The sequence below is a fragment of the Stenotrophomonas sp. MMGLT7 genome, assembly GCF_021168555.1.
In the GTDB taxonomy this organism is placed as follows: domain Bacteria; phylum Pseudomonadota; class Gammaproteobacteria; order Xanthomonadales; family Xanthomonadaceae; genus MMGLT7.
Genome location: NZ_JAJOZS010000008.1, coordinates 1 through 21,521 on the forward strand (window position 1 = coordinate 1; position 21,521 = coordinate 21,521).

At 55.7% G+C, this 21,521-nt stretch carries 25 protein-coding genes; 24 read left to right on the forward strand and 1 reads right to left on the reverse strand.

All coding sequences use genetic code 11. The features are described 5' to 3' along the window. Nucleotides 1-398 precede the first annotated feature (398 nt). From LRX76_RS11235 to LRX76_RS11300, 14 genes are all read left to right on the forward strand, one after another. On the forward strand, nucleotides 399-710 hold the full coding sequence (locus tag LRX76_RS11235; protein ID WP_231805193.1) for a hypothetical protein: 312 nt from the start codon (nucleotides 399-401) through the stop codon (nucleotides 708-710). A 2,096-nt stretch (nucleotides 711-2,806) separates the two neighbouring features. Further along, nucleotides 2,807-3,130: a hypothetical protein gene (locus LRX76_RS11240; RefSeq protein WP_231805195.1), complete on the forward strand. Its 324-nt coding sequence runs from the start codon at nucleotides 2,807-2,809 to the stop codon at nucleotides 3,128-3,130. A gap of 49 nt (nucleotides 3,131-3,179) precedes the next feature. Then, nucleotides 3,180-3,710 (forward strand): hypothetical protein, encoded by a 531-nt coding sequence (locus LRX76_RS11245; protein WP_231805197.1) that lies wholly within the window; start codon nucleotides 3,180-3,182, stop codon nucleotides 3,708-3,710. Between the two features lie 100 nt (nucleotides 3,711-3,810). After that, nucleotides 3,811-4,197, forward strand: a complete 387-nt coding sequence (locus LRX76_RS11250) for a hypothetical protein (protein ID WP_231805199.1) — start codon at nucleotides 3,811-3,813, stop codon at nucleotides 4,195-4,197. A 432-nt stretch (nucleotides 4,198-4,629) separates the two neighbouring features. Continuing rightward, nucleotides 4,630-5,262 (forward strand): type B chloramphenicol O-acetyltransferase, encoded by a 633-nt coding sequence (gene catB / locus LRX76_RS11255; protein ID WP_231805201.1) that lies wholly within the window; start codon nucleotides 4,630-4,632, stop codon nucleotides 5,260-5,262. Nucleotides 5,263-5,387: 125 nt separating this feature from the next. Beyond that, nucleotides 5,388-6,308: a type II CAAX endopeptidase family protein gene (locus LRX76_RS11260; RefSeq protein WP_231805203.1), complete on the forward strand. Its 921-nt coding sequence runs from the start codon at nucleotides 5,388-5,390 to the stop codon at nucleotides 6,306-6,308. A gap of 78 nt (nucleotides 6,309-6,386) precedes the next feature. Beyond that, a complete protein-coding gene (locus tag LRX76_RS11265) occupies nucleotides 6,387-7,046 on the forward strand; it encodes a DUF998 domain-containing protein (protein WP_231805205.1) in 660 nt (219 codons plus the stop codon). A gap of 51 nt (nucleotides 7,047-7,097) precedes the next feature. Continuing rightward, nucleotides 7,098-7,778 carry a hypothetical protein gene (locus LRX76_RS11270; protein WP_231805207.1) on the forward strand — a complete coding sequence of 227 codons (681 nt, stop codon included), beginning with the start codon at nucleotides 7,098-7,100 and terminating at the stop codon, nucleotides 7,776-7,778. 403 nt (nucleotides 7,779-8,181) lie between these two features. Beyond that, nucleotides 8,182-8,616, forward strand: a complete 435-nt coding sequence (locus LRX76_RS18815) for a toll/interleukin-1 receptor domain-containing protein (RefSeq protein ID WP_231805209.1) — start codon at nucleotides 8,182-8,184, stop codon at nucleotides 8,614-8,616. Nucleotides 8,617-9,028: 412 nt separating this feature from the next. Next, nucleotides 9,029-9,340 (forward strand): hypothetical protein, encoded by a 312-nt coding sequence (locus LRX76_RS11280; protein WP_231805211.1) that lies wholly within the window; start codon nucleotides 9,029-9,031, stop codon nucleotides 9,338-9,340. Nucleotides 9,341-9,416: 76 nt separating this feature from the next. Further along, the gene (locus LRX76_RS11285; protein WP_231805213.1) at nucleotides 9,417-9,812 is read left to right on the forward strand and encodes a hypothetical protein; all 396 of its coding nucleotides are present in this window, start codon (nucleotides 9,417-9,419) and stop codon (nucleotides 9,810-9,812) included. Nucleotides 9,813-10,319: 507 nt separating this feature from the next. Beyond that, nucleotides 10,320-10,631 carry a hypothetical protein gene (locus LRX76_RS11290; RefSeq protein WP_231805193.1) on the forward strand — a complete coding sequence of 104 codons (312 nt, stop codon included), beginning with the start codon at nucleotides 10,320-10,322 and terminating at the stop codon, nucleotides 10,629-10,631. Between the two features lie 66 nt (nucleotides 10,632-10,697). Beyond that, nucleotides 10,698-11,156 carry a hypothetical protein gene (locus LRX76_RS11295; RefSeq protein ID WP_231805215.1) on the forward strand — a complete coding sequence of 153 codons (459 nt, stop codon included), beginning with the start codon at nucleotides 10,698-10,700 and terminating at the stop codon, nucleotides 11,154-11,156. Nucleotides 11,157-11,239: 83 nt separating this feature from the next. Beyond that, a complete protein-coding gene (locus LRX76_RS11300; protein ID WP_231805217.1) occupies nucleotides 11,240-11,677 on the forward strand; it encodes a hypothetical protein in 438 nt (145 codons plus the stop codon). Nucleotides 11,678-11,802: 125 nt separating this feature from the next. Here LRX76_RS11300 and LRX76_RS11305 read toward each other — a convergent pair whose 3' ends face one another. Further along, nucleotides 11,803-12,033: a SymE family type I addiction module toxin gene (locus tag LRX76_RS11305; RefSeq protein WP_231805219.1), complete on the reverse strand. Its 231-nt coding sequence runs from the start codon at nucleotides 12,031-12,033 to the stop codon at nucleotides 11,803-11,805. 389 nt (nucleotides 12,034-12,422) lie between these two features. Here LRX76_RS11305 and LRX76_RS11310 point away from each other — a divergent pair, with 389 nt between their 5' ends. The 10 genes from LRX76_RS11310 (at nucleotide 12,423) to LRX76_RS11355 (ending at nucleotide 21,367) form a co-directional block, all read left to right on the forward strand. Further along, nucleotides 12,423-12,611 (forward strand): hypothetical protein, encoded by a 189-nt coding sequence (locus tag LRX76_RS11310; protein ID WP_231805221.1) that lies wholly within the window; start codon nucleotides 12,423-12,425, stop codon nucleotides 12,609-12,611. Nucleotides 12,612-13,645: 1,034 nt separating this feature from the next. Further along, nucleotides 13,646-14,026, forward strand: a complete 381-nt coding sequence (locus LRX76_RS11315; protein WP_231805223.1) for a hypothetical protein — start codon at nucleotides 13,646-13,648, stop codon at nucleotides 14,024-14,026. A gap of 1,877 nt (nucleotides 14,027-15,903) precedes the next feature. Then, the gene (locus LRX76_RS11320) at nucleotides 15,904-16,320 is read left to right on the forward strand and encodes a DUF4279 domain-containing protein (RefSeq protein WP_231805225.1); all 417 of its coding nucleotides are present in this window, start codon (nucleotides 15,904-15,906) and stop codon (nucleotides 16,318-16,320) included. A gap of 215 nt (nucleotides 16,321-16,535) precedes the next feature. Next, nucleotides 16,536-16,856: a hypothetical protein gene (locus LRX76_RS11325; protein WP_231805227.1), complete on the forward strand. Its 321-nt coding sequence runs from the start codon at nucleotides 16,536-16,538 to the stop codon at nucleotides 16,854-16,856. Between the two features lie 99 nt (nucleotides 16,857-16,955). After that, complete coding sequence (locus LRX76_RS11330) at nucleotides 16,956-17,360, forward strand: HIT family protein (protein ID WP_331716776.1); 405 nt, start codon at nucleotides 16,956-16,958, stop codon at nucleotides 17,358-17,360. A 162-nt stretch (nucleotides 17,361-17,522) separates the two neighbouring features. Then, entirely contained in the window at nucleotides 17,523-18,002 is a 480-nt protein-coding gene (locus LRX76_RS11335; RefSeq protein ID WP_231805231.1) for a GNAT family N-acetyltransferase, read from the forward strand. A gap of 69 nt (nucleotides 18,003-18,071) precedes the next feature. Continuing rightward, complete coding sequence (locus LRX76_RS11340; protein WP_231805233.1) at nucleotides 18,072-18,764, forward strand: CTP synthase; 693 nt, start codon at nucleotides 18,072-18,074, stop codon at nucleotides 18,762-18,764. Nucleotides 18,765-18,831: 67 nt separating this feature from the next. Beyond that, the gene (locus tag LRX76_RS11345) at nucleotides 18,832-19,119 is read left to right on the forward strand and encodes a hypothetical protein (protein ID WP_231805235.1); all 288 of its coding nucleotides are present in this window, start codon (nucleotides 18,832-18,834) and stop codon (nucleotides 19,117-19,119) included. A 1,015-nt stretch (nucleotides 19,120-20,134) separates the two neighbouring features. Then, entirely contained in the window at nucleotides 20,135-20,485 is a 351-nt protein-coding gene (locus tag LRX76_RS11350) for a VOC family protein (protein WP_231805237.1), read from the forward strand. Between the two features lie 492 nt (nucleotides 20,486-20,977). Then, nucleotides 20,978-21,367, forward strand: coding sequence for a DUF4260 domain-containing protein (locus tag LRX76_RS11355; RefSeq protein WP_231805239.1), 390 nt, complete (start codon nucleotides 20,978-20,980; stop codon nucleotides 21,365-21,367). Nucleotides 21,368-21,521 lie beyond the last annotated feature (154 nt).

A 21,521-nucleotide genomic window follows, 5' to 3' on the forward strand; every position in this document is an offset into this window, starting at 1 on the left:
GGCGTCGCAGTGATGGGCGTACTGCTACTGGCAATTGCTGCGTCTGGCAATGTCAGCCAGGGACAGACAGGATTAGCACTCAGTGGCATAGGGTTCGTGCTTGCCGCAGCCCCAGCTCTCGCTGTTCCGTTCTCGGCTCGTGTCGCAAAGGGGCTGCTTCTGCTGGCTTTGGCATGCCTCGCCGTTCTGGCCATTAGGCTTACCTTCTGGCCGCAGGCTGGCGTCACTCCGACACCACTGGTACAGGGTGCCGTCATAGCTTTCGCTCCGTTACCTGTTCTCCGGGTGTTCTTAGGTCGGCGTGGAAAGAGCGCTGGCCTTGGCACCTAACAACTCATTCAAGCCGACGCCACTTCGTGGCGCGGCTTAATTCAAGCGTTAGGCGGCAAGGAGAGATCATGGCTGAATCATTGAAGCAAAGCGTGGAGCGAGCTGCCTCGCGTGGTGGCTGGAAGAACTACTTCTTTCATGTGGTAGCAATAATTTTCGCCACGTGGCTTCTTGCTCTTGTTGTTGAGGCGGCTCTTATCGGCCACTACCCGACAACATTTCGCGCATCAACGCTGGTGCTTGCTTTCGGTCTTGGCTTGTACGCAATCCCACTGATTGTTTCATTCGTACTTTTACGATTCAAAAGACTAATAGGCTGGATTTCTTGGGTCGCCCTTTGCGCCTTCTACACGTACAACTATGCGCAAGTTGCCGCCTAACAATTCATTCAAGCCGACGCCGCTTCGCGGCGCGGCTTAACTCAAGCGTTAGGCAGCAGGGAGAGATAGTGGACACTCGAAGTATCTTTGAAAGGCTGACGCGATCCGAGCCAGTCAACCTTGCAGATCTCCCAGAAGAGTTCGGCATCTACGCTCTTTGGGATCATGAAAGGCACATCCGGTACATCGGCAGTACGCCAAAAGCCACTGAGGGATTTCGCACCAGGATCTACAGCAAGCACGCCACTGGTAGTGAAGGGCGCAGTCACAAGTTTACGCAAGCGTACTGCACCGGTCGTATGTGGCGTTACTGCAAGAAGCTTGACGACCCGGCAGCCGCTCGTGAGCAGTCCATTGCAGATGCGGACGCAGCAAAGAAGCTCAGAAACGCCTTTATTCGTAAGTACTGCGGGGCGAGCTACGTCTCCATACCTCGTAGATCTCTGCCAGAGCCATACTTCGTAAGTCTTACCTCCTTGGAGTTCCAGCTTCAGGCTATGGCGCCTTCAAGCATGCGGCTTTGGGAGGGCATCGGGTTCCGGCCCCTACCAGAACCAACTCCTCTCGTGGATCGCCTGTTGGCTGACTTACCTCATTTTGCAGTAGGCGCTGAAAGGCAACACGCTATCTACAAAGCACATGTACTTGGCGCTGCTGCCTAACAATTCATTCAAGCCGAAGCCGCTTCGCGGCTCGGCTTAATTCAGGCGTTAGGACCCAGTGAGAAGCATCTGGCATCTTTCATTTAAGAAAATATCTGTAGCTGGATCTGCTTTGATCCTGCTCGGGTTTTTGTCTCTGGCATTTGACCCACTTGCGCATTTCGTTTCCCATCACTCAGGCGTGCTTCTAGAGCCAGGAGCACCAGGCAGGTTCCGCCCTGCAATGATTACTGTGCCAGTCAGGCTGTCTTCTGGTTCGGTGGTCATGGCATCAGTCCCCACGAGCATCATTGGTGCGCCGGTTGGCAGCCCTTTGTCTGTATCCGAGTATCGGACACTCATTTTTAGGCGTACGGCATACACTGCCATTCCTTCCCCACGCTAAACTAGGCCCTAACAATTCATTCAAGCCGACATCACTTCGCGGCGCGGCTTAATTCAGGCGTTAGGTGCCATATCAAATGCTCAGTCAGCTTTGGGATTCGTGGCAGTTCAATTTCTGGCTCGGTTTGGCCAGCCTTGGCGCTGGCTTAGTCGTAGTGACACCATGCCTCCTAGTCCCTTCTTGGCGGCGCAAGATTCGCCGGGCTGACGTAGACATTGAGGGTGTTGGCCTGATTGCTCTGACAGTTCTCATCGTCGCCGTTGGATGCTACAACTACTTCGGTGCCGGCAATGGCACCTAACAATTCATTCAAGCCGACATCACTTCGCGGCGCGGCTTAATTCAGGCGTTATAAGGGGGAGTAGAAATGAGCTTCGAGCACAGAACTACAAACGACTTAGTCCGTATCGCGGCTACGGGGGGTGGCTTCACTCTTACTGCAACTCATAGAACAACCGATGATCTTGTTCGCATTGCCGCGGCTGCCAGTGGCAAAGGATCAAGAATTACGTTCACCGGCCTTACCCAGCGCAACACTGATGACCTAGTGCGCATAGGTGCTGCTACCAAAGGCTGCGTCATCTTGGAGGGATAGCTAGCCCCCTTCTAACAATTCATTCAAGCCGACGCCGCTTCGCGGCGCGGCCTAATTCAGGCGTTAGGCGGTAGTGCAGCACGTGCGTCGCGGCTTCCCTCTTCGGCAAGTGCCCTGGCGTTTCAGTGGTCGGCTCTGGGGCGGCGTCCTCGCGTTCACCACGACCGGGGCGGTCGCCGCTTCGCCCTATCGCGTCGTCAACCCACTGCGCCCATTCCTCGGGCTTCGGTAACATCCAGCGGTTAATGCCCCGGGCAAGCCCCGCTGCCGCCATTTGTGGCATGCTCGGCTAGCGGCGGCAGTGCTGGGGAGCACGGTCCATGGCTCACTACCTCCTGGCACCACCGCCTAACAATTCATTCAAGCCGACGCCGCTTCGCGGCGCGGCTTAATTCAGGCGTTAGGGCGCAATGAGAGTTCAGAGGTGAGTCGAAACAATTGGTACAAATGGACGATGGCCGCCATGACTGTAATCTTAGTCGTGCTGCTCGCCTCACATCCGGAACTCAGGCTGCTGATTCCATTTGTTGATGCTTTTGGCATTGACTTATTCGCAATGCTAGTTGGGGCGCAGATTTGGAGTTACGTTAGCCCGATACTGCTCAAGATTTACAGATTGCTGGCATTGCCACTAATGCAAAAAATCTACACCTTGACAATCTACTTCCTCGGCATTGCTGGCCCCTACGTCGATGAGACCTTCCGCACTCGCTTCCCTGGTTGCGAGTTGCGCCCTAACAATTCATTCAAGCCGACGCCGCTTCGCGGCGCGGCTTAATTCAGGCGTTAGGTGCCACACACATATTTCCACAACTTGGGGGAGAAAAATGTCAGAAATCATAGAGTCTGCGCCGGAAAATCAAGGCACAAGTGTTTCGCGCTTCCTTGCCAATCGCGGCGCGATCGTTGTTAAAGAGACTAGACCTGTCGGACGTCTCAAAGGGGAGCACGGAGACGTTGTCTCTGCCGAGACGATGATCCTTAATGTTGTAAAAGGCACAAAAAAAGATACGAGCTATGGCGTTCGTCTTGAGCGTTCCGATTCCGGCGGCGACTTCGACTCCGCCGTTTTCATTGATTACGACGAGCTCGATGAACTAATTGGTGCAATCGACTTCATCTCAACTACGGCCACGCAGCTCCAGAATCAAGCGCGTGACTACACCGAAGTTACGTACTCAACAAAAGACAGCGCAAAGGTTGGCTTCTACCATAGCAAGGAAGGCCAACTTGCTTTTCTAATGCTTTCGGATCATCGCGGAAATACATTCCTGCCAGTGCACAGACTGGCAATTCTCAAGCAGATATTTCAGGACGCAAAATCGCACCTGACTGCATCTGGCGCGACCGATGATTGAGCAGGTGGCACCTAACAATTCATTCAAGCCGACGCCGCTTCGCGGCGCGGCTTAATTCAGGCGTTAGGCATCACACACTTCAGCAACTACAGGGGAAATTATGAGCACTGATACATTCAAGGCTTCAGTCCAGTACAACGACCTTACCGGCAGCTCGGCGGCCGATGGTGCTGATATTTCGGATGCAAGCACTTGGCTCAAAGCCAAGGGGCTTATCAACAGCAATGAGATATTGGTCGGCTACGAGATTTATGTCTCTCCACTGCTGTCGGGTGCGTCTGGTAGCGTAACCATCTCTACTACGTTTCTCCTCGCGGCGAGCGGAGGCATTGGCTCATTTGCCGAAAATGTGCGCGGAGGAGGTGCCATCAACCTCAGGAAGGTTGCACAAGATCTTTCCCCTGAAGAGTTCTTTTCACTTTTCAAGAGGTTCAATGTAACTCTATCCACAAAAGGAATTCTTGAAGGGCGCGATTACAGTTTCTAGGGGTGATGCCTAACAATTCGTTCAAGCCGATGCCGCTTCGCGGCACGGCTTAACTCAGGCGTTAGGCAGTGGTGGAGCAAAAACGCGGTGGCACCCTGCTTCGGCAAATGTACCAGTGCTCACACGGTCGGCTCCGGGATGTAGTCCTCTCCTTCGCCGCCATCGGTTCCGTCACAGCTTCGCCATCGCGCTTCATTGCCTCACTGCGTTCATTGCATCGGGTCTCGGCGACATTCCCGCTGTCGGCTCTGCTGGGCAAGCCCCAGCCCGCCATCTGTGGCACACTCAGCCACGGCGGCAGTGCTGGGGAGCACGGTTGCAGCATCCCACCGTTCTGGCCACTCACTGCCTAACAGTTCATTCAAGCCGAAGCTGCTTCGCAGCTCGGCTTAATTCAGGCGTTAGACGGCAGGACATGCCCCATGGATTCTTATGGACAATTACTTTGATAGCCCCTTCAAAGGCAAGCTGCTTTCAGAGCAAGTAAAAAACCCGAACATCAAAATTGGGCGTTACAGCTATTACTCTGGCTACTATCATGGTCACTCGTTTGAGGATTGTGCACGGTATCTTCTGTCGGATCGTGACGACGTTGACAAGCTGATCATCGGCAGCTTCTGCTCCATCGGCAGCGGCGCATCCTTCATCATGGCTGGCAACCAAGGACATCAGTACGACTGGGCGTCTTCTTTCCCATTCTTCTACATGAAAGAGGAGTCTGCGTTCTCGAATTCGCTCGATGCCTTCCAAAGAGCGGGCGACACTGTCATAGGCAGTGACGTCTGGATCGGCTCCGAAGCTATGATCATGCCTGGTATCAAGATCGGACATGGCGCGGTGATTGGTAGTCGCGCCTTGGTTGCAAGAGATGTGGAACCATATGCCATCGTCGGCGGAAACCCCGCAAAACAAATAAAGAAGCGCTTCTCAGATGAGGAAATTTCGCTACTTCTTGAAATGGAGTGGTGGGATTGGCCTATTGATAAGATCGAGGCAGCAATACCTTTCTTGTGCTCATCCAACATTGATGGCTTGCACAAGCACTGGCGAGGACTTGCCGTCTAACAATTCATTCAAGCCGACGCCGCTTCGCGGCGCGGCTTAACTCAGGCGTTAGGCCGACATGAAAGATCACGACCCGGCTGCAGATTCTCTGTCCCCCTGACTCATCTCTATCCAGCAAAGATGCCATGTCTTCTAATCGTTTCGACCCAAGCCGCACCCTTCCTGCAGAATCGGAAGGCATCGCGCGCCAGCGCATACGCGTCACCTTCCGGATGCTTGGCTCGCTCCTGCTGGGCGGAGTGGCGATCATGGGTTCGGTACTGGTCTTTCGGCAAGGCCTGCTACCACTGATCGATACGGTGTTCCAGCCTGGACCCGCATGGCTCAGCGTGTTCAGACGTGCCGGCATCATCCTTGTGGCCATCGTGGGCTACTGGGCCTATGTGCACTGGCATGAAAGGCGCAAAGCGACCGAGCTGCAGCTGCAGCCGGTTCCCCTGATACTTGGCGGTGTAGGCGGCGCCGCTCTGGTAGCGTTGCCGATCGCCATGCTGTTCGCGTTCGGCGCCTACGAACTGGTGCTGTTCCGCGGCGCCTCGCCGGCTCTGCTGGGCGTGGCGGCCTTCATTGGAATTGCGGCCACCCTAGAAGAGCTGGTCCACCGGTGCCTGCTGTTTCGTCTGCTGGAGCGGGCTTGGGGAACAGTGGTGGCATTGGCGGTGCAAGCGGTGCTGTTCGCCCTGCCGCACTTGGAGAACGTGGCGCACGGTGGACCCGGCGATATCGTAGCCATGCTGATTTCGGTGACAGTGCTGGGCCTGCTATGGGGCGGGCTGTTCGTCCTGACGCGCAACCTGTGGGTGGTGGCCGCCAATCACGCAGCATGGAACTTCACCATCTTTCTCAGTGGCGTGCCGCTTTCCGGCATCGAGGACTGGCGCGCCGTAGCGCCGCTCGAAAGCCGCTATGCCGGGCCCGACTGGCTGACCGGCGGAATGTTCGGTCCGGAAAGTTCGCTGCTGGTGATCGTGTCAGCCACAGTCGTGGTTGTGCTGTTGCTGCGCGCGGCACGACGGCGTGGCGCCTTCCTCAAGCCGGCGGCCTAACAATTCGTTCAAGGCGACGTGCGTACCGCACGCGCCTTAACTCCGGCGTTAGGTGCGGAAGAAAAGATGTCGCTCCCCATGAAAAGCAGAGTCCGGATTGTTCGCCTTCTCGCCGTGGCCACAATTTGTTTTGGTGCATTGTTCTATACCACTGGAGCAGCTCTTAAACCAGGCTACTTACAGGTCACCCACTTCATCAGTGAACTCAACGCCACTGGTACGCCTTGGGCAATGGAGCTTGGTCTGTTTGGCTTCGTCCCGCTCGGCGCCTTGTTTGCCGCCTTCCTTGTCGCAGCATCCCCAATTGCGCATGTTCGTGGCATCAGCCGTATCGGGTTCTGGCTACTCTGGTCCCAGCCAATCATATTCATCGGCGCCGCACTTGCCCCATGTGACGCAGGTTGCCCCATTGGCGGCTCTCCGTCGCAAGTAGCACACGATTTCCTTGGGCTCACCACATACTTTGCTTGCGCGCTTGCCTTTGTCCTTCTGGCATTCTCACCTGGCCTCACGGCGCGCTGGCGCGTACTCCTCGTTGTAGCCGGCTGCATGTGGCTCACTCTGTTCGCGCTCATGCTTCAGCCAGAGCTGGCTCATATTCGCGGTCTGCTTCAGCGGCTAGCTGACACTCTGCTCGCAGCCGTCATTGTCATCGTCGCATGGCGTATGGTTCCCGGCGCTGCCTCGTCCGCACCTAACAATTCGTTCAAGCCGAAGCCGCTTCGCGGCTCGGCTTAACTCAGGCGTTAGGCGGCTATGACACACTCCAGCATGAGGTAGCAAGGAGCTATGACTAAAGAGATAGCTGTAGTCAATCCCCGTGTCCATGACGATGAGCTTGGAAAGCTGAGGAAAAATCTCTCCCTCAAGCTTTGGACAAAACCTCACATGAGCCATATAAATGCTTACCGATCTCACTCCGTCGGCGGGCAAGGACTTGTCCTTGTAATACCAAAAGATGAAAACCAAGAGCTATTAGAGGCTTTTGAGAGTGGCAGGGACACTTGGATCCAGGTCGAGCGAGTAGATAGTGAAATAAGGTTTCGCGCCTTTCACTTGACGCAAGAGTACTTGGACAAAGAACTAGACGAAAAAAGATCAGAGTTCGCTGAAGAGATACGTAAGCCTTACCGCCCAAGAACCTCCATCAAAGCATGGCTGCGGACAATAGGAGATTTGCCGTTCGAGGAAGGAATGGTTCTTAGCTTGGTGCCAGAATCAAGAGACTTTTATATCAGGAATCTTGGACATCCTGTTTCTTTTGTATCAGACAGACTCAAACAGACAACTCATCTCACAGACGGGAAAACTGCGAAGGCGAAAATAATCAGAGCTGCGCTATCTGGCTATGATGCGTCTGCTGTTGTCATGGCTCAGTATTCAAATAGATCCCTGATTCAGGAGGACGGAGTACTAAAGCATCATCATGTGGCGGAGGCTGTTGTTACTTTCACACCGCGCAATGAATAGATTGGTTTCAACGGGTTCGCCTCCTAACAATCCATTCAAGCCGACGCCGCTTCGCGGCGCGGCTTAACTCAGGCGTTAGAGCGCAGCAATCGTTGTCTGTCGCAACTTGAAAATTAGGCCCTAGATAGAGGACTGATTCATGGCTAGATGCACAGCGCCAGTACGTGGGCACAGTTCAGCAGCGGCGGCAGCCGCGTGCCCTGCTTGTCGTTACCGCAGCAGCTCTCGCTACAGCAGCGGATACGGTGGTTCCTACTATCCATCAACGAGCAGTTCTAGCTACACCAGCTCATCAAGCAGCGGCGGTGGTCGCAAGAGCTCAAAACCGCGCTGGTCGCGGGCGGGATCGGCGGTTTTTTATACGCCGTCGGAGGTGCAATCACTTACGCCAGTCCGGGAGGCCGTGGAGGTCCAGACCGCACGGCACCCAGACAAACGTGATGTGTTTCTTTGCCACGCTTGGGATGACCGCCAGGGTGCCGCAAGAGAACTGCATGATTTGCTTGAAGCTGTAGGGGTCAAGGTCTGGTTCAGTGAAAAGGACCTTGGGCTTGGCGTCCCCATGATGCGCGCCATTGATAAAGGTCTAGCCAACTCCAAGGTCGGCCTCGTGCTTGTTACACCCGCACTTCTCGCGCGCCTCCCAAAAGAAAGCGTCGCAGACAAGGAGCTTTCAACGCTGCTTGCGGGAAATCGTCTTGTGCCTATCGTTCACAAGACGACATATGAGGCGCTTCGCGAGGTGAGTCCAATGCTCGCTTCAAGAACGGGCCTTGACACTGCTGAAGACTCGATGTCTGAAGTAGCTGCAAAAATCGCTGAGCTCGTTGCCTCATAGGGGTGCACTCTAACAATTCATTCAAGCCGACGCCGCTTCGCGGCGCGGCTTAATTCAGGCGTTAGGCCGCAGTGGGGCAAAGTCGGGGGTGGTTCTTACTTCGGCAAATTTGCGGACCGTTTTCTGGTCGGCGCCGGCTACCGTTCTTTACCGTTCCTAGCATCGGTAAGTTCACAACTTCGGCCTTGGCGTCAGGTTCGCCACACTCGGTTTGTCGTCGGCTTCGGGTGGCTCCGCGCACCAAGCTTCATCGGGCAAGCCCCGTCTTGCAGGCTGTGGCATCATCGGTCTGCATTGTGTTGTTCAAGCAGGCAGCATTGGTCGGCTGCGACTCCATCGGCCACCGCTGCCTAACAACTCATTCAAGCCGACGCTGCTATTGCAGCGCGGCTTAACTCAGACGTTAGGCCTCATGTCAAAATCCTCGGCAACCGCAAACTCAAGCCTTATCAAAGCCGGCTGGTTGCTGCTCGCTGAGATTGCCGGTGGCGTGGTTTTCTCAATTGCCCTACAAAGCGCAGAGTACATTCCAGAGCTTTCCATGCCAGTGGTCTGGACTGTCAACTTTGTTACGGCTTGGCATCTCTCCAAGGCCGCATCTATCATGGGCAAGAACCGTTGGCTGTATGGGCTGGTCGCAGCGTTGGCGCCACCTGCCGCAATCTTTGTGTACTTCACGCTTAAGACGCAAGATACGCTGCATCGTCTTGACCACAACTGGTAGGTACCAGCATGAGGCCTAACAGTTCATTAAAATCGAGGCCGCTTCGCGGCGCGGCTTAACTCAGGCGTTAGGCTGCATGAAGACACTCGTAGAACCTGTTGGGTGCGAGATCGAGTGGCATGGGGGCTCGGACGTTACCGAGGTCACCAACACCAGTTCTGGCTTACGCATTGTTGTAGCCGCACCGGAAGGCATTGACCGCTATCTTGAGATCCACTTCCCCTTCGTCCGGGCATTCCAGGTCATGGATGAGGGAGACATGCTTGAGTATTGGCAGACTCCTCTCACTATGGGTAATGCTCTTTACAAGGTCGCGTCTGGCGGCTGGCGAGAGCGCGCCGCAGGCCAGTTCCTACACGTGACTGCGTCGCTAGACACTATGCAAGAGTGGCTCGTAGTCTCGGAGGGCCTCTGTGTTTCGGTTATTTCAGCGTATGTGCCGTATGTCCGGGAGTTCGGTGACGCGGCCTAACAATTCATTCAAGCCGAAGTCGCTTCGCGGCTCGGCTTAATTCGGGCGTTAGGTGCCAGGGATGCGTTATCGGCGGCTTATCAATCTCTTGGCCATCATTGCCGGCGGCGGCGTCGCAGTGATGGGCGTACTGCTACTGGCAATTGCTGCGTCTGGCAATGTCAGCCAGGGACAGACAGGATTAGCACTCAGTGGCATAGGGTTCGTGCTTGCCGCAGCCCCAGCTCTCGCTGTTCCGTTCTCGGCTCGTGTCGCAAAGGGGCTGCTTCTGCTGGCTTTGGCATGCCTCGCCGTTCTGGCCATTAGGCTTACCTTCTGGCCGCAGGCTGGCGTCACTCCGACACCACTGGTACAGGGTGCCGTCATAGCTTTCGCTCCGTTACCTGTTCTCCGGGTGTTCTTAGGTCGGCGTGGAAAGAGCGCTGGCCTTGGCACCTAACAACTCATTCAAGCCGACGCCACTTCGTGGCGCGGCTTAATTCAAGCGTTAGGCGGCAAGGAGAGATCATGGCTGAATCATTGAAGCAAAGCGTGGAGCGAGCTGCCTCGCGTGGTGGCTGGAAGAACTACTTCTTTCATGTGGTAGCAATAATTTTCGCCACGTGGCTTCTTGCTCTTGTTGTTGAGGCGGCTCTTATCGGCCACTACCCGACAACATTTCGCGCATCAACGCTGGTGCTTGCTTTCGGTCTTGGCTTGTACGCAATCCCACTGATTGTTTCATTCGTACTTTTACGATTCAAAAGACTAATAGGCTGGATTTCTTGGGTCGCCCTTTGCGCCTTCTACACGTACAACTATGCGCAAGTTGCCGCCTAACAATTCATTCAAGCCGACGCCGCTTCGCGGCGCGGCTTAACTCAAGCGTTAGACCGGGGAGGTCGCATGCGTCGCGTCCTGTTGTTCTTAGTTGCTTTGCTCCCAGCCATTGCGATAGCCGGCTTTCCTTTCGAGGCGACTCTGGAAGAGATGGCACAGGAAGCGGACCACATTCTGGTGGGTCGCGTCGCGGGCGTGGACATGGTTGATGGCCAAGGCAATCCGGTTAAAGATCCGCAGGCTCGGACCGGCCCCAGCCTTGACAACACCATCAGACTGCTCATTCAAGTGGATCAGGTTCTTGTGTCAAACGCCGCAAAGGTTCCAGACGTTATCCCGGTTCCTCTGGCTTCTCACCTTCATTACACACTTGGCCAGATTCAAGAGGCGCATCAAGGTGACGAGGAGGCGCGCCTTGTGCTGCTAAAGGGCTCCGACTTCGTCGGAATCAAGCCTGGCGTGTTCCTCAGGCCGCTGACAGACCAAGACACGGCGCTGCAGTTGCATGCGGCTTTGCACCCCTAGCCCCGGTCTAACAATTCATTCAAGCCGAACCCGCTTCGCGGGTCGGCTTAATTCCAGCGTTAGGCCCAACATGGAGATCACTGATGGCTGAAAAACTTGTCGTTAGCGTTCTTGGCCATCGCAACTCCGGCAAGAGCCATACTTGGAACACTCTCTTTGGTGAAACTGTTAAGACGGGAAAGTACCAGCGCAAGCTTTGGCTCAACAACTGCGAGTACGTAGATGTATTCCTAGTCAGCGGCTCGCCTGAAGAGCGAGAGACATATGTCGGCGACCTCATCACAGATGACCGTCCATCCATCGTCCTGTGCTCCATGCAGTACCGAGAGGATGTAACGACAACAATCGACTACTTCTCGGACAAAGGCTACGAAATCTTTGTTCAGTGGCTCAACCCCGGCAGGTCTGACACCAGCAAGGTGCCTGATAGCCTCGCCCTAATCCATTACCTGTTATCGACAGGGGCAACCGTACAACTTCATTTATGGCTGGGCTCACCCTCGCGGATTGGTCATACATAGTGCGGGTTGGGCCTAACAATTCATTCAAGCCGACGCCGCTTCGCGGCGCGGCTTAATTCAAGCGTTAGGCACGTAAGAAGCAGAATGCCGCAGGCGATGGCTGTCCGCCTGCGGCATTGCTCGCATTATTCTTCGGCTACGATCATGATGCCGCGTTCAGTCACTTGTACTCGTGCTTTCTGGCCTACCGCGAATCCTGCCGCTTTTAACCAATCACCACTCAAGCGCAAGAATGGCACTTGTCGTGGTCGGTAGCGCTGTTCTTTATCTTTGTTCTGGCTTTCGTAGTATTGATAGCCAACTGTCAAAAAGCGTGGCTTTGGCGCTACGCAGTTCTTCTTAGCCATATTAGCCATAACAGCATCCTTCGAGATTGTTCAATTTCGCCTCCTGTTCAGAGAGGCGGCCGGGCGCTTGAACACCGCTCGAAGACGGCCCGCAGATTTCCCCTTTCGGGTGTTGTATAGCTGCACGCCACCCGGCCATAAAAATGCAGGGCACAAAAAAACCGCATGGCTTTCGGGCGCGGCTACCGCTTCGAGAAGGTGTGTTCAGCACCAGTGGTCAATCTAGCGCCGCACCGGCTTCCGGTCAACTTCCGGGCACGGGCCTAACAATTCGTTCAAGCCGACCCCGCATCGTGGCAGCGCCAGCGTGCTATACGCTACGCTAGCACGCAGTCGCTGCCCCGCTGCGGGTCGGCTTAACTCAGGCGTTAGAACTCACATCAGAGTAAGGAGCTACGTTGAAAGTCAAAGATCTGATTGCTCAACTCAGCAAGATTGATCAAAACTTGGAGGTCTACGGGTACTCCGAAGATGAGTCAATCGCAACCCACGAGAAGCCATTCCGCTTCTTCTTTATTGATGACGTGAGTGTCAACGCTACAATTTTGAGCCGCGGTGATGACGGTGCACCACAAGGAAACTTTTGACAACGGGCCGGGCTCTCAGCGTCTGGCGCTCATCAACATGAGTGCGGAATTCTAAGGTGAGCCCTAACAATTCATTCAAGCCGAACCCGCTCCGCGGGTCGGCTTAATTCAGGCGTTAGGCATCAACAGGAGGATATATGCAGATGTTGGCCGCAGCAAAACTTCGTCAGGCATGGGGAGACAAGCCTTGCGACCACCCGCACATTGAGCAGGAGTATCACTTTGGCTCCAACACCGGCGAGTACGTTTGTACACAGCGCGGGAAAGCAAAAGAGGGCTCTGACTGGAATAAGCGGACATCAGATCCCTAACAATTCATTCAAGCCGACGCCGCTCCGCGGCGCGGCTTAATTCAGGCGTTAGGCGGTAGAGCCGTAGGTGCGGCGCGGCTTCCTTCTTCGGCAAGCACCTTGGCGCTTCGGCGGTCAGCTCCGGGTCGCCGTCCTCACGTTCACCGCCATCGGACCGGTCGCCGCTTCGCCCTTTCGCTTCACCCCCACGCTGCGCTCATTGCCTTCGGCTTCGGTCGGCATCTGGCTGCAAGTGCCTCGGGCAAGCACCAGTGCCGCCATCTGTGGCATGCTCGGCTGGCGGCGGCAGTGCTGGGGAGCACGGTCCATGGTTCACCATCTCCAGGCACCACCGCCTAACAATTCATTCAAGCCGAACCCGCTTCGCGGGTCGGCTTAATTCAAGCGTTAGGGCGCAATGGCCAAATCATCGTTGCTGATAGTTTTGGTTCTAGGACTAGCGGCTTGTGCCAGCAAACCGCAGCTATCTGCGTGCGCTTCGCAAATCCATGAGGCGCAAGTTGCCTATGACGCGGCGGACGCAAGGCTCAAAGACGCTGAGGCAGCGGCAAGTAAAGCTGGCAATCCTAAGTCATTCGGCAAGGCTGCTTCCGCGGCAGCTGACGTTGCGGGTGCCCAAGCTGCCTTAGACGCCGCAAAGGGCGACTGTTATGTTGCGCCCTAACAATTCATTCAAGCCGAACCCGCTTCGCGGGTCGGCTTAATTCAGGCGTTAGGCCGCGTATGAAGATCACGGACGACCAAACAACTCCTGAAGCTTTGGAGGCATTCGGCCTTCAGGCAACTCAACTACTCTGCTCGGGCGACTTCTCCACCTTAGCCAAGCATTTTGGTTATGCGCTGGCCTACGACAGAGACCCAGCTGTTGCTATCCGTGAGGAGCTTTCATCTAGCCTCGCAGAGTTGGGTGCATCTTCGCTTGGCCCACCCCAATCAGGCCTGTCATCCGTGAGCTACTTCACCTCAAATGATACGGGGTTGCTCGCACTTGTTGAGCAACGCATTCCCACGGACAATGAGCGCCACATCCTGCTGGAGCTCATTGTGTCCATAACTGGCTCGGATAAGCATCTTGTGCTGGAGCAGGTCAGTGCCGCGGCCTAACAATTCATTCAAGCCGACGCCGCTTCGCGGCGCGGCTTAATTCAAGCGTTAGGCGGCAATGCAGAGATTTCTGGCCAACATAGCTCTATCGATCATTCTTTTGGCTGTTCCGGTTGTGGCGCAGCTGACCATGCCGTTGCCAAATTCGAGGGGCATCGATGTGCTGCTGTACTCTCCGTTCCATTACGCGTTATTTCTGCTAGCGCTTATCTTGTTCTTAGCGCTAAACATTTGCCTTTCCAGCAAGAGCAAAGCAAGGCTACGGCGAGGTGCGGCATTGGGCGGAGTTGCTACTATTGCTTGGTTTTCAGTGTCTTTTCTAGTTATTACCCAGCTGCATTTGAACTTGGGTGGCCAGTTGTGAGCCTCTTGCCGCCTAACAATTCATTCAAGCCGACGCCGCTTCGCGGCGCGGCTTAATTCAGGCGTTAGGCGGCCGTGGAAGCTTCTTCTTTCATCGTTGAGTTCCACCCGTATCTAGCGGAGGATCGTTGGGCCGATTTCCTTAGGGCGGTTGGTACGGCGGGAGCCACAAGCACTTGGCAGTCCTCGCATCGTGTTGAGCTCACCTGCATCAAACGTAGCCAGCTCCAGCACGTGGGGTACATCATTTATAAGATTGGTCAGCCGATTCTATGCAATGTGGTCGGCGTTACGGGTGAGGCCCAGCAGCACGCCAGCGCTTATGCTCGGCCCGCCTAACAATTCATTCAAGCCGACGCCGCTTCGCGGCGCGGCTTAACTCAGGCGTTAGGCGGCAATGAAGCTATTACTCGTATTGTTAGTCGTAGACTTCTTGGTTTATTATGCGGCGTGGCTCTATGGCTGGAGTCGGCTTGGCAACATCTCGCCGCAAGAGCGCGTCTCTCTCAAAGTGCCCAGCCCTTGGAAGGACTTCTCATATGAGCTTTTCGCATTCACGGCATCTCGTACTTTCCTCCGCATAACAGACACAGCTTCAAGGCGGGCCTTCGGCCTGACACTGGCGCTCACACCAATCCCTTTCATCTTGGTTTTGGCCTTCTGGCTGAATCTGTCCCAGTGATGCTAAGTTTCCGCCTAACAATTCATTCAAGCCGCCGCCGCTCCGCGGCGCGGCTTAATTCAGGCGTTAGGTCTCACATGCTTAGGCTCAGTCGTACATTGGCGGTTTGTCTTCTAGCAGCTCTTACCGGATGCGACGACGGTCATCTGCGCGGCTACTTGACCAATAGCCCTGACGGGATAACCTATCTTGCAATTGCAGACGACCATAATGGCTGCCCTATCAAAGTTGATGGACAAGACTGGGAAGTCCCAGTTGGTACCCCCAAGATCATCGCTTCTGGTGAGCACAAGATTGATTGCCACGGAGGAGAGATTAGCTTTGTTATCCCAGAGGGAGTCGTGTTCAACTTTGACTACTGGGGCCCGTGAGTGAGCCCTAACAATTCATTCAAGCCGAAGCCGCTTCATGGCTCGGCTTAATTCAGGCGTTAGACCGCTATGAAAGTTGTCGCAGTCTTGATCGCAGTGAGCCTTTCCGCATGCACTAGTGCTCGGCACTCTTTTGCTGCCGGCACAAATGAGAACTTGCTTGTGACAGGCTTCCCTCGCCTTCCAGTAGACGCGCGCAATGTGGCTGAGCGTTTGGCTTCATGCTCGCACTTTTATGGTGAGATTGGTGGCGACCCCGACCGCGACAAAGAGATCATGAAGTTTTTTTCAGATCTACGCTGCAGTACCATTAACAATGAGGCAGCGGCCATCCGTGCTAAGTACGCGACTGACAAGGCGGTTCAAGATGCACTCGTACAGGCCGCTAGTCTCTAGCGGTCTAACTATTCATTCAAGCCGAACTCGCTTCGCGGGTCGGCTTAATTCAGGCGTTAGAGCGCATGGGAATTGCTGAACACTCCGTTGTCGCATTCCGAATATTCGGAGACGATCTCGTGCCGTCTGAAGTAACAAAGCTTCTGGGTCATGAACCAACCGCAGCGCACTCCAAAGGCCACGTTCGCATCGGCCCCAAAACGGGGAATCGGTACATAGAAAAGACCGGCCGATGGAGTCTTTCCGCTGAGGACAAGCGCCCAGAAGACGTGCCGGCACAGATTGTAGACATTCTTTCCAAGCTAACCCAAGATTTGACAATCTGGGAGCAGCTTAGATCAAAGTACACGATGGATCTCTTCTGTGGTGTCTTTATGGGGTCATCCAATGACGGGCTAGAGTTCTCACCGGAGTTGCTAGGGAAGATTTCGGAGCGTGGCATCATGCTGGGGCTGGATATCTATGATCACTCAGATGACTGACATCGCGGAGATGCGCTCTAACAACTCATTCAAGCCGACGCCGCTCCGTGGCGCGGCTTAATTCAGACGTTAGGCCGCTGGGGATCTGTATGGCCAGTCCAAGTAACAAGCTTCTGGTAGTCGGCGCCGTCCTCAGTGGACTCGCAGCGCTGATGCATCTAGCGTGCCTGGTGGTGGGTGCCCCGCTGTTTCGGCTCTTGGGGGCCGGAGAGCAAATGGCCCAGTTGCAATTGACCGGTGATTGGTACCCCACCGTCGTTACCCTGGCCATTGCCAGCATTCTCCTGGGGTGGAGCGCCTACGCCCTTTCCGGATCAGGTGTGATTCGTAAGTTGCCGCTGAGACGTACTGCGCTATCCGCGATCACAACCGTCTACATTGTTCGTGGGGTCGCATTCGTGCCGGCCATGGCCTATTTCCCTGGAAACAGCATGCCGTTCTGGGCCGTGAGCTCCTCAATCTGCCTGCTGATCGGCATCGTCCATCTGGTCGGGCTTCGGCAGTCTTGGGCTAGGCTGTCTAGTGGCGCGGCCTAACAATTCATTCAAGTCGAATTGGCTTCGCCGGTCGGCTTAATTCAGGCGTTAGCCCCAATGAAGAATGCTCCACCCGGATACAAATGTCCTTTCTGCGGTATTGCGGCGACGCTCCCATCTCCCGCTCCAGAATCAGCCGTTGTCCTGATGGATGACAACGTTTTTGCTCTTGTTCCGGCGCACCACTACGCTGGGATAAAAGGCAACTGTCTAGTAATTCCTCGGAGCCACTACGAGAACGTACTGGACATTCCGGACAGCCTCGGAGCCGAGTTCTTTCGTGCCACGCGCCGTCTTGCACAGGCTATGCGAGCTGCCTTCGGCTGTGAAGGAATTTCAACACGCCAGCACAATGGGGCAGCAGGCAATCAAGATGTCTGGCACTATCATCTTCATGTGTTTCCTCGCTACACAAACGATGGTCTGCATGCAGGCCCGAAGGCACCATACAGCGCCGAAGAGCGGATCGAGTTAGCAAGCATTCTCCGCTCTGCTTTGCGGTGATGCGTACCTTTCTTGCAAGTTTGGCTGCAATCGGGCCTAACAATTCATTCAAGTCGACACCGCTCCGCGGCGCGGCTTAATTCAAGGCGTTAGCTGTTGATGGAGGCATCATTGGCAACTCAACTTGATGTAAGGCCATGCACTCCAGGGGACGAAGCAGCCTTGGCCCTTGTTGGCCAAGCCTCCTTCCTTGAGACCTTTGCAGGAATTCTGGACGGTGGCGACATCGTCGCTCATTGCACCCAAGCGCATACCGCTGATCTTTACCGGGCATGGCTTTCGGATCCAAGTTACGCACTCTGGCTAGTTGAATGCCATCCCGGCAACGCTCCTGTCGGATACATGGTCGTGGCACCGCCGCAACTTCCGCTGCCTGATACTGCCGATGATTTGGAGTTGAAGCGGGTCTACCTACTTGGCAAATTTCAGGGTGGTGGTGTCGGTAGCCGGCTCATATCCGCCGCCGTCGCCTATTCCATTGCTGCTGGCGCCAAGCGCCTGCTCCTAGGTGTTTACGCGAACAACAGATCTGCTATCGGCTTCTACGAGCACGCCGGCTTCAGCAAGCTTGGTGATCGCAAGTTCAACGTCGGCGACAAGGACTATGATGACAACATCATGGGCATGCCGCTCAACACCTAGCAATTCGTTCAAGCCGACACCGTCTCGCGGCGCGGTTTAATTCAGGCGTTAGAGCTCACAGGAGAATTCGTGAAAAGAGCAAGGATCGGACTGGTGGGAGATTTTGATGACACAGTTGTTGCACATCAAGGCATCCCTCCTTCACTGCGAGATTCAGCCGAATCAATAGGGTTGCATCTCACTTTTGAGTGGCTCGCCACTGACAAGATTGTCAGTGTTGAATCAGTGTCTGGATTCAGTGGCATCTGGTGCGTACCTACCACACCTTACCGCAGCATGGAAGGTGCTCTTCTCGCTATCCAGTACGCCAGAGAAGGGCGAATTCCGTTCCTTGGAACATGCGGAGGATTTCAGCACGCGATCATCGAGTACGCCCGCAACGTTCTCGGCTGGGCCGACGCCGATCATGCAGAGTCGTCTCCGGACACGGTATGCCCTGTCATCTCCCCGCTTGCCTGTTCTCTCGTAGAAACCACCGAGATAGTTAATATCTTCCAGGGTAGTCGCTTGGCTCAGATCTACGGAACCTTGAAGATATTCGAGGGATATCGTTGCCGCTACGGACTGAATCCGGATTTCAGGAAAGCGCTCTTGGGTGGTCCGTTGATTGGTTCCGCAGACGACGCTACTGGCGAGATACGTGCGGTGGAGCTCCTCGATCACCCCTTTTTCCTTGCAACCCTTTTCCAACCGGAGCGTGCCGCCCTCAAAGGGGAAACATCGCCCTTGATCAGAGCCTTCGTTCAGGCATGTGCAGCGTGAGCTCCAACAACTCATTCAAGCCCACGCCACTCCGCGGCGCGGCTTGGTTCAGGTTTTAGGTGCGGCAATGGTCAATCCCGCGAACGTTGCAAAAGCGATCGAGTCCTTCGACTCCTGGGGAACTCCTTGGCAGTTCTTCGCCAGCGTTTCTGCATTCCCGGCACTGGGGGACGATGACCATCAATTGCTAGAGACGGCTTGGGCTTCCGCCTGCAATCGCAACATTTGGCTTTCCATGGATAATCTTGCGTCTGGTGTCGCTGCCGCCGAGGCTGCTCTTTCGGAGAGATTCCCCTGGTTGTCGTCTCTGGCCTGCCAGCAGCTCGCAAGGGCCGCTGCGTACCAGTGGCGCTAGCGGCACCTGACCATTCACTCAACCGGACGCCGCTTCGCGGCTCGACTCAGTTCGGGCGTTAGGCATTACTGCAAGCAATCACAGGTTTCCGATATGGCGAAAGAAAATACATATGAGGGCGGCTGTTTGTGCGGGGCAATCCGCTTCATTGCGGTCGGTCCGGCACACAAGCCCCATACCTGCTCGTGCAAGCAATGTCAGCGACATTCCGGAGCACTCACCCAAGCCTGGATCGAGTTTTCTCAGGAGCAGGTTGAATGGGTCGGATCGGGCGGCAAGCCTTCCACGTGGCGTTCATCAGACCGGTCAAGTCGCGCATTTTGTCCAACGTGCGGCAGTACCATCGGCGCTATTGATGACCAGCCCACTCTGGCACTCGCCCTTGGCATCTTCGACTCCTCGAATCGTAAGGCGCTGGCGCCGCAGTTTCATTCATATGTCTCGAGAAGGCCGAAGTGGTGGGGCATCCACAACCCGCGTGATGCCTGACCATTCGCTCGATCCGACGCCGCTCAGTTCAGGCGTTGGGTCTCGCGGAAGGGCCACTGAGCCATGACGGATGAGGCGCGCTATCCGCGTCCGGACCCGCTTTGGATCGAGGACCGCTTCTGGGTGTGGGTCCATCACGCGACGCTCTAGATAGGTCGGGGTGACTGTTCGAGGCAGAGGATTTTCTTGCTTTTCTGCGCGCCCACGTACTTGGGCCTATGATATTAATGGAAGAAGGCGCGCGACCGGCGGGGGTGCTCCGCGTGGAGACATCAGCCCCTTGTCGCGCTTCGCAACTTCAGGCGACAGTAGCCGCATACGATCGCGAGTCGTGCATTCGTTGCCTCTATGCGGCAGTTGATCTCTACCGCTGGCTTCGGCGCTCGGTCGGGGCTGGCCACGTGGTGGCGAATGAGGCGGCGGAAAGTATCGCGATCGCGTACTTGACGGATATCGCTGCTCGCTAACGATTCAATCTAGCCGACGCCGCCTGATTCAGGCGTTAGGCGCCTCAGGGAGAGTTCATATGGGCCTCAACCGCCTCATTCCAATGCAACCCGTTGCAAGCATGCCGGCCAGCGTCGAGTTCTATGAGAAGCTCGGCTTCTCGGTTGAGAACCGAAACGATGAATGGGGCTGGGCCATGCTCCGCTGTGGCGACCACCGGCTTATGGTCGATCAGTCCATCAATCTCCATCCGGGCATCCCCAGGACTTCGGTCCTCTATCTCTATCCGGAAAACCTACAGGACTTCCACAAGCGTGCCCGGGAGAACGGGCTGGACATTCCGGAGGTGGACGACACTTTCTACGACATGACCGAGTTCCGCATTGAGGATCCGGACGGCAATCGCCTCTGGATCGGACAAGCCAGGTGAAACCTGACCCACGCCGCTTCGCGGCGCTGCTTAGTGCAGGACTTATTTTTTTATCGGTTCCATTCGCATCTCCCCAGGAAATTCACGCCTTGGATATCCCGAGAATATCCAGCATCACGGAAAGTGCCCACCGCATCCACAATCCGTTCACGCCCGACAAGTTCGCCACGCTAGGCGCTGCATTGCGTCTGGAGCCAGGAGCACGTGTACTCGTGGCTCGGGAGAGATGCTGTGCACCTGGGCACGCGACCACGGCATCATTGGCACCGGCGTCGACATGAGTTCGTTGTTCACCGAGAAGGCGAAGGCACGCGCCGAAGAACTCGGCGTTGACGGAGCCTGGACGCCATGCCGCCTACACGCGAGAGTACCTGGGCTGGGGTGTCTTCGCGCTCATGCCGCGGTTCTATCCAGAAAAGGCCTAAATTCATCCAGGCCGAGCCGGCTTCGCTGGTCGGCTCGATTCATGCGTCAAGCACCAGGAGAAGCTTTGTGACAGGTTCGGTAACAGGTGGCGTGCGGCTTTTGCTTCGGCTCGAAGGCCTGGCCCTTCTGGCGGTTGGCCTGCTCGCCTATGAAAGGTTTGGCATGGGCTGGGGAGTCTTTGCGTTGTTCTTCTTCGCGCCCGACTTGTCTTTCCTCGGCTACCTGGCAGGGCCGAGGGCGGGTGCCACGTCGTACAACTTCGCGCACACTCTCGTCGGTGCCCTATCGCTGCTTGCTGCCGGGATCCTCCTGTCCGCTCCAGTAGCCGTCACGGGTGGCATCATCTGGACGACCCATATCGGCTTCGACCGTGCGCTCGGCTACGGCCTCAAGTACTCTACCGGGTTCGGGTTCACCCACTTGGGTCTCATCGGGCGTACGCGGGCTGGCGCCTGACAATTCATTCAAGCCGATGCCGCGTCGCGGCGCGAGTTAATTCGAGGCGTCAGCGTTCATGAGAAATCTCGCTGTACTTGTCTTCCTGTCTACAGTCACCACGGGCTGCGTCCACACAGAAAGGAAGTCCAGCTCTCTTCCCATAGGGGTTGGT

Bases quoted from the DNA above. Each gene is read 5' to 3' on its own strand.
- LRX76_RS11235 (WP_231805193.1), top strand. From the start codon at position 399: ATGGCTGAATCATTGAAGCAAAGCGTGGAGCGAGCTGCCTCGCGTGGT.
- LRX76_RS11240 (WP_231805195.1), top strand. From the start codon at position 2,807: ATGGCCGCCATGACTGTAATCTTAGTCGTGCTGCTCGCCTCACATCCG.
- LRX76_RS11245 (WP_231805197.1), top strand. From the start codon at position 3,180: ATGTCAGAAATCATAGAGTCTGCGCCGGAAAATCAAGGCACAAGTGTT.
- LRX76_RS11250 (WP_231805199.1), top strand. From the start codon at position 3,811: ATGAGCACTGATACATTCAAGGCTTCAGTCCAGTACAACGACCTTACC.
- catB (WP_231805201.1), top strand. From the start codon at position 4,630: ATGGACAATTACTTTGATAGCCCCTTCAAAGGCAAGCTGCTTTCAGAG.
- LRX76_RS11260 (WP_231805203.1), top strand. From the start codon at position 5,388: ATGTCTTCTAATCGTTTCGACCCAAGCCGCACCCTTCCTGCAGAATCG.
- LRX76_RS11265 (WP_231805205.1), top strand. From the start codon at position 6,387: ATGAAAAGCAGAGTCCGGATTGTTCGCCTTCTCGCCGTGGCCACAATT.
- LRX76_RS11270 (WP_231805207.1), top strand. From the start codon at position 7,098: ATGACTAAAGAGATAGCTGTAGTCAATCCCCGTGTCCATGACGATGAG.
- LRX76_RS11280 (WP_231805211.1), top strand. From the start codon at position 9,029: ATGTCAAAATCCTCGGCAACCGCAAACTCAAGCCTTATCAAAGCCGGC.
- LRX76_RS11285 (WP_231805213.1), top strand. From the start codon at position 9,417: ATGAAGACACTCGTAGAACCTGTTGGGTGCGAGATCGAGTGGCATGGG.
- LRX76_RS11290 (WP_231805193.1), top strand. From the start codon at position 10,320: ATGGCTGAATCATTGAAGCAAAGCGTGGAGCGAGCTGCCTCGCGTGGT.
- LRX76_RS11295 (WP_231805215.1), top strand. From the start codon at position 10,698: ATGCGTCGCGTCCTGTTGTTCTTAGTTGCTTTGCTCCCAGCCATTGCG.
- LRX76_RS11300 (WP_231805217.1), top strand. From the start codon at position 11,240: ATGGCTGAAAAACTTGTCGTTAGCGTTCTTGGCCATCGCAACTCCGGC.
- LRX76_RS11305 (WP_231805219.1), bottom strand. From the start codon at position 12,033: ATGGCTAATATGGCTAAGAAGAACTGCGTAGCGCCAAAGCCACGCTTT.
- LRX76_RS11315 (WP_231805223.1), top strand. From the start codon at position 13,646: ATGAAGATCACGGACGACCAAACAACTCCTGAAGCTTTGGAGGCATTC.
- LRX76_RS11320 (WP_231805225.1), top strand. From the start codon at position 15,904: ATGGGAATTGCTGAACACTCCGTTGTCGCATTCCGAATATTCGGAGAC.
- LRX76_RS11325 (WP_231805227.1), top strand. From the start codon at position 16,536: ATGGCCCAGTTGCAATTGACCGGTGATTGGTACCCCACCGTCGTTACC.
- LRX76_RS11345 (WP_231805235.1), top strand. From the start codon at position 18,832: ATGGTCAATCCCGCGAACGTTGCAAAAGCGATCGAGTCCTTCGACTCC.
- LRX76_RS11350 (WP_231805237.1), top strand. From the start codon at position 20,135: ATGGGCCTCAACCGCCTCATTCCAATGCAACCCGTTGCAAGCATGCCG.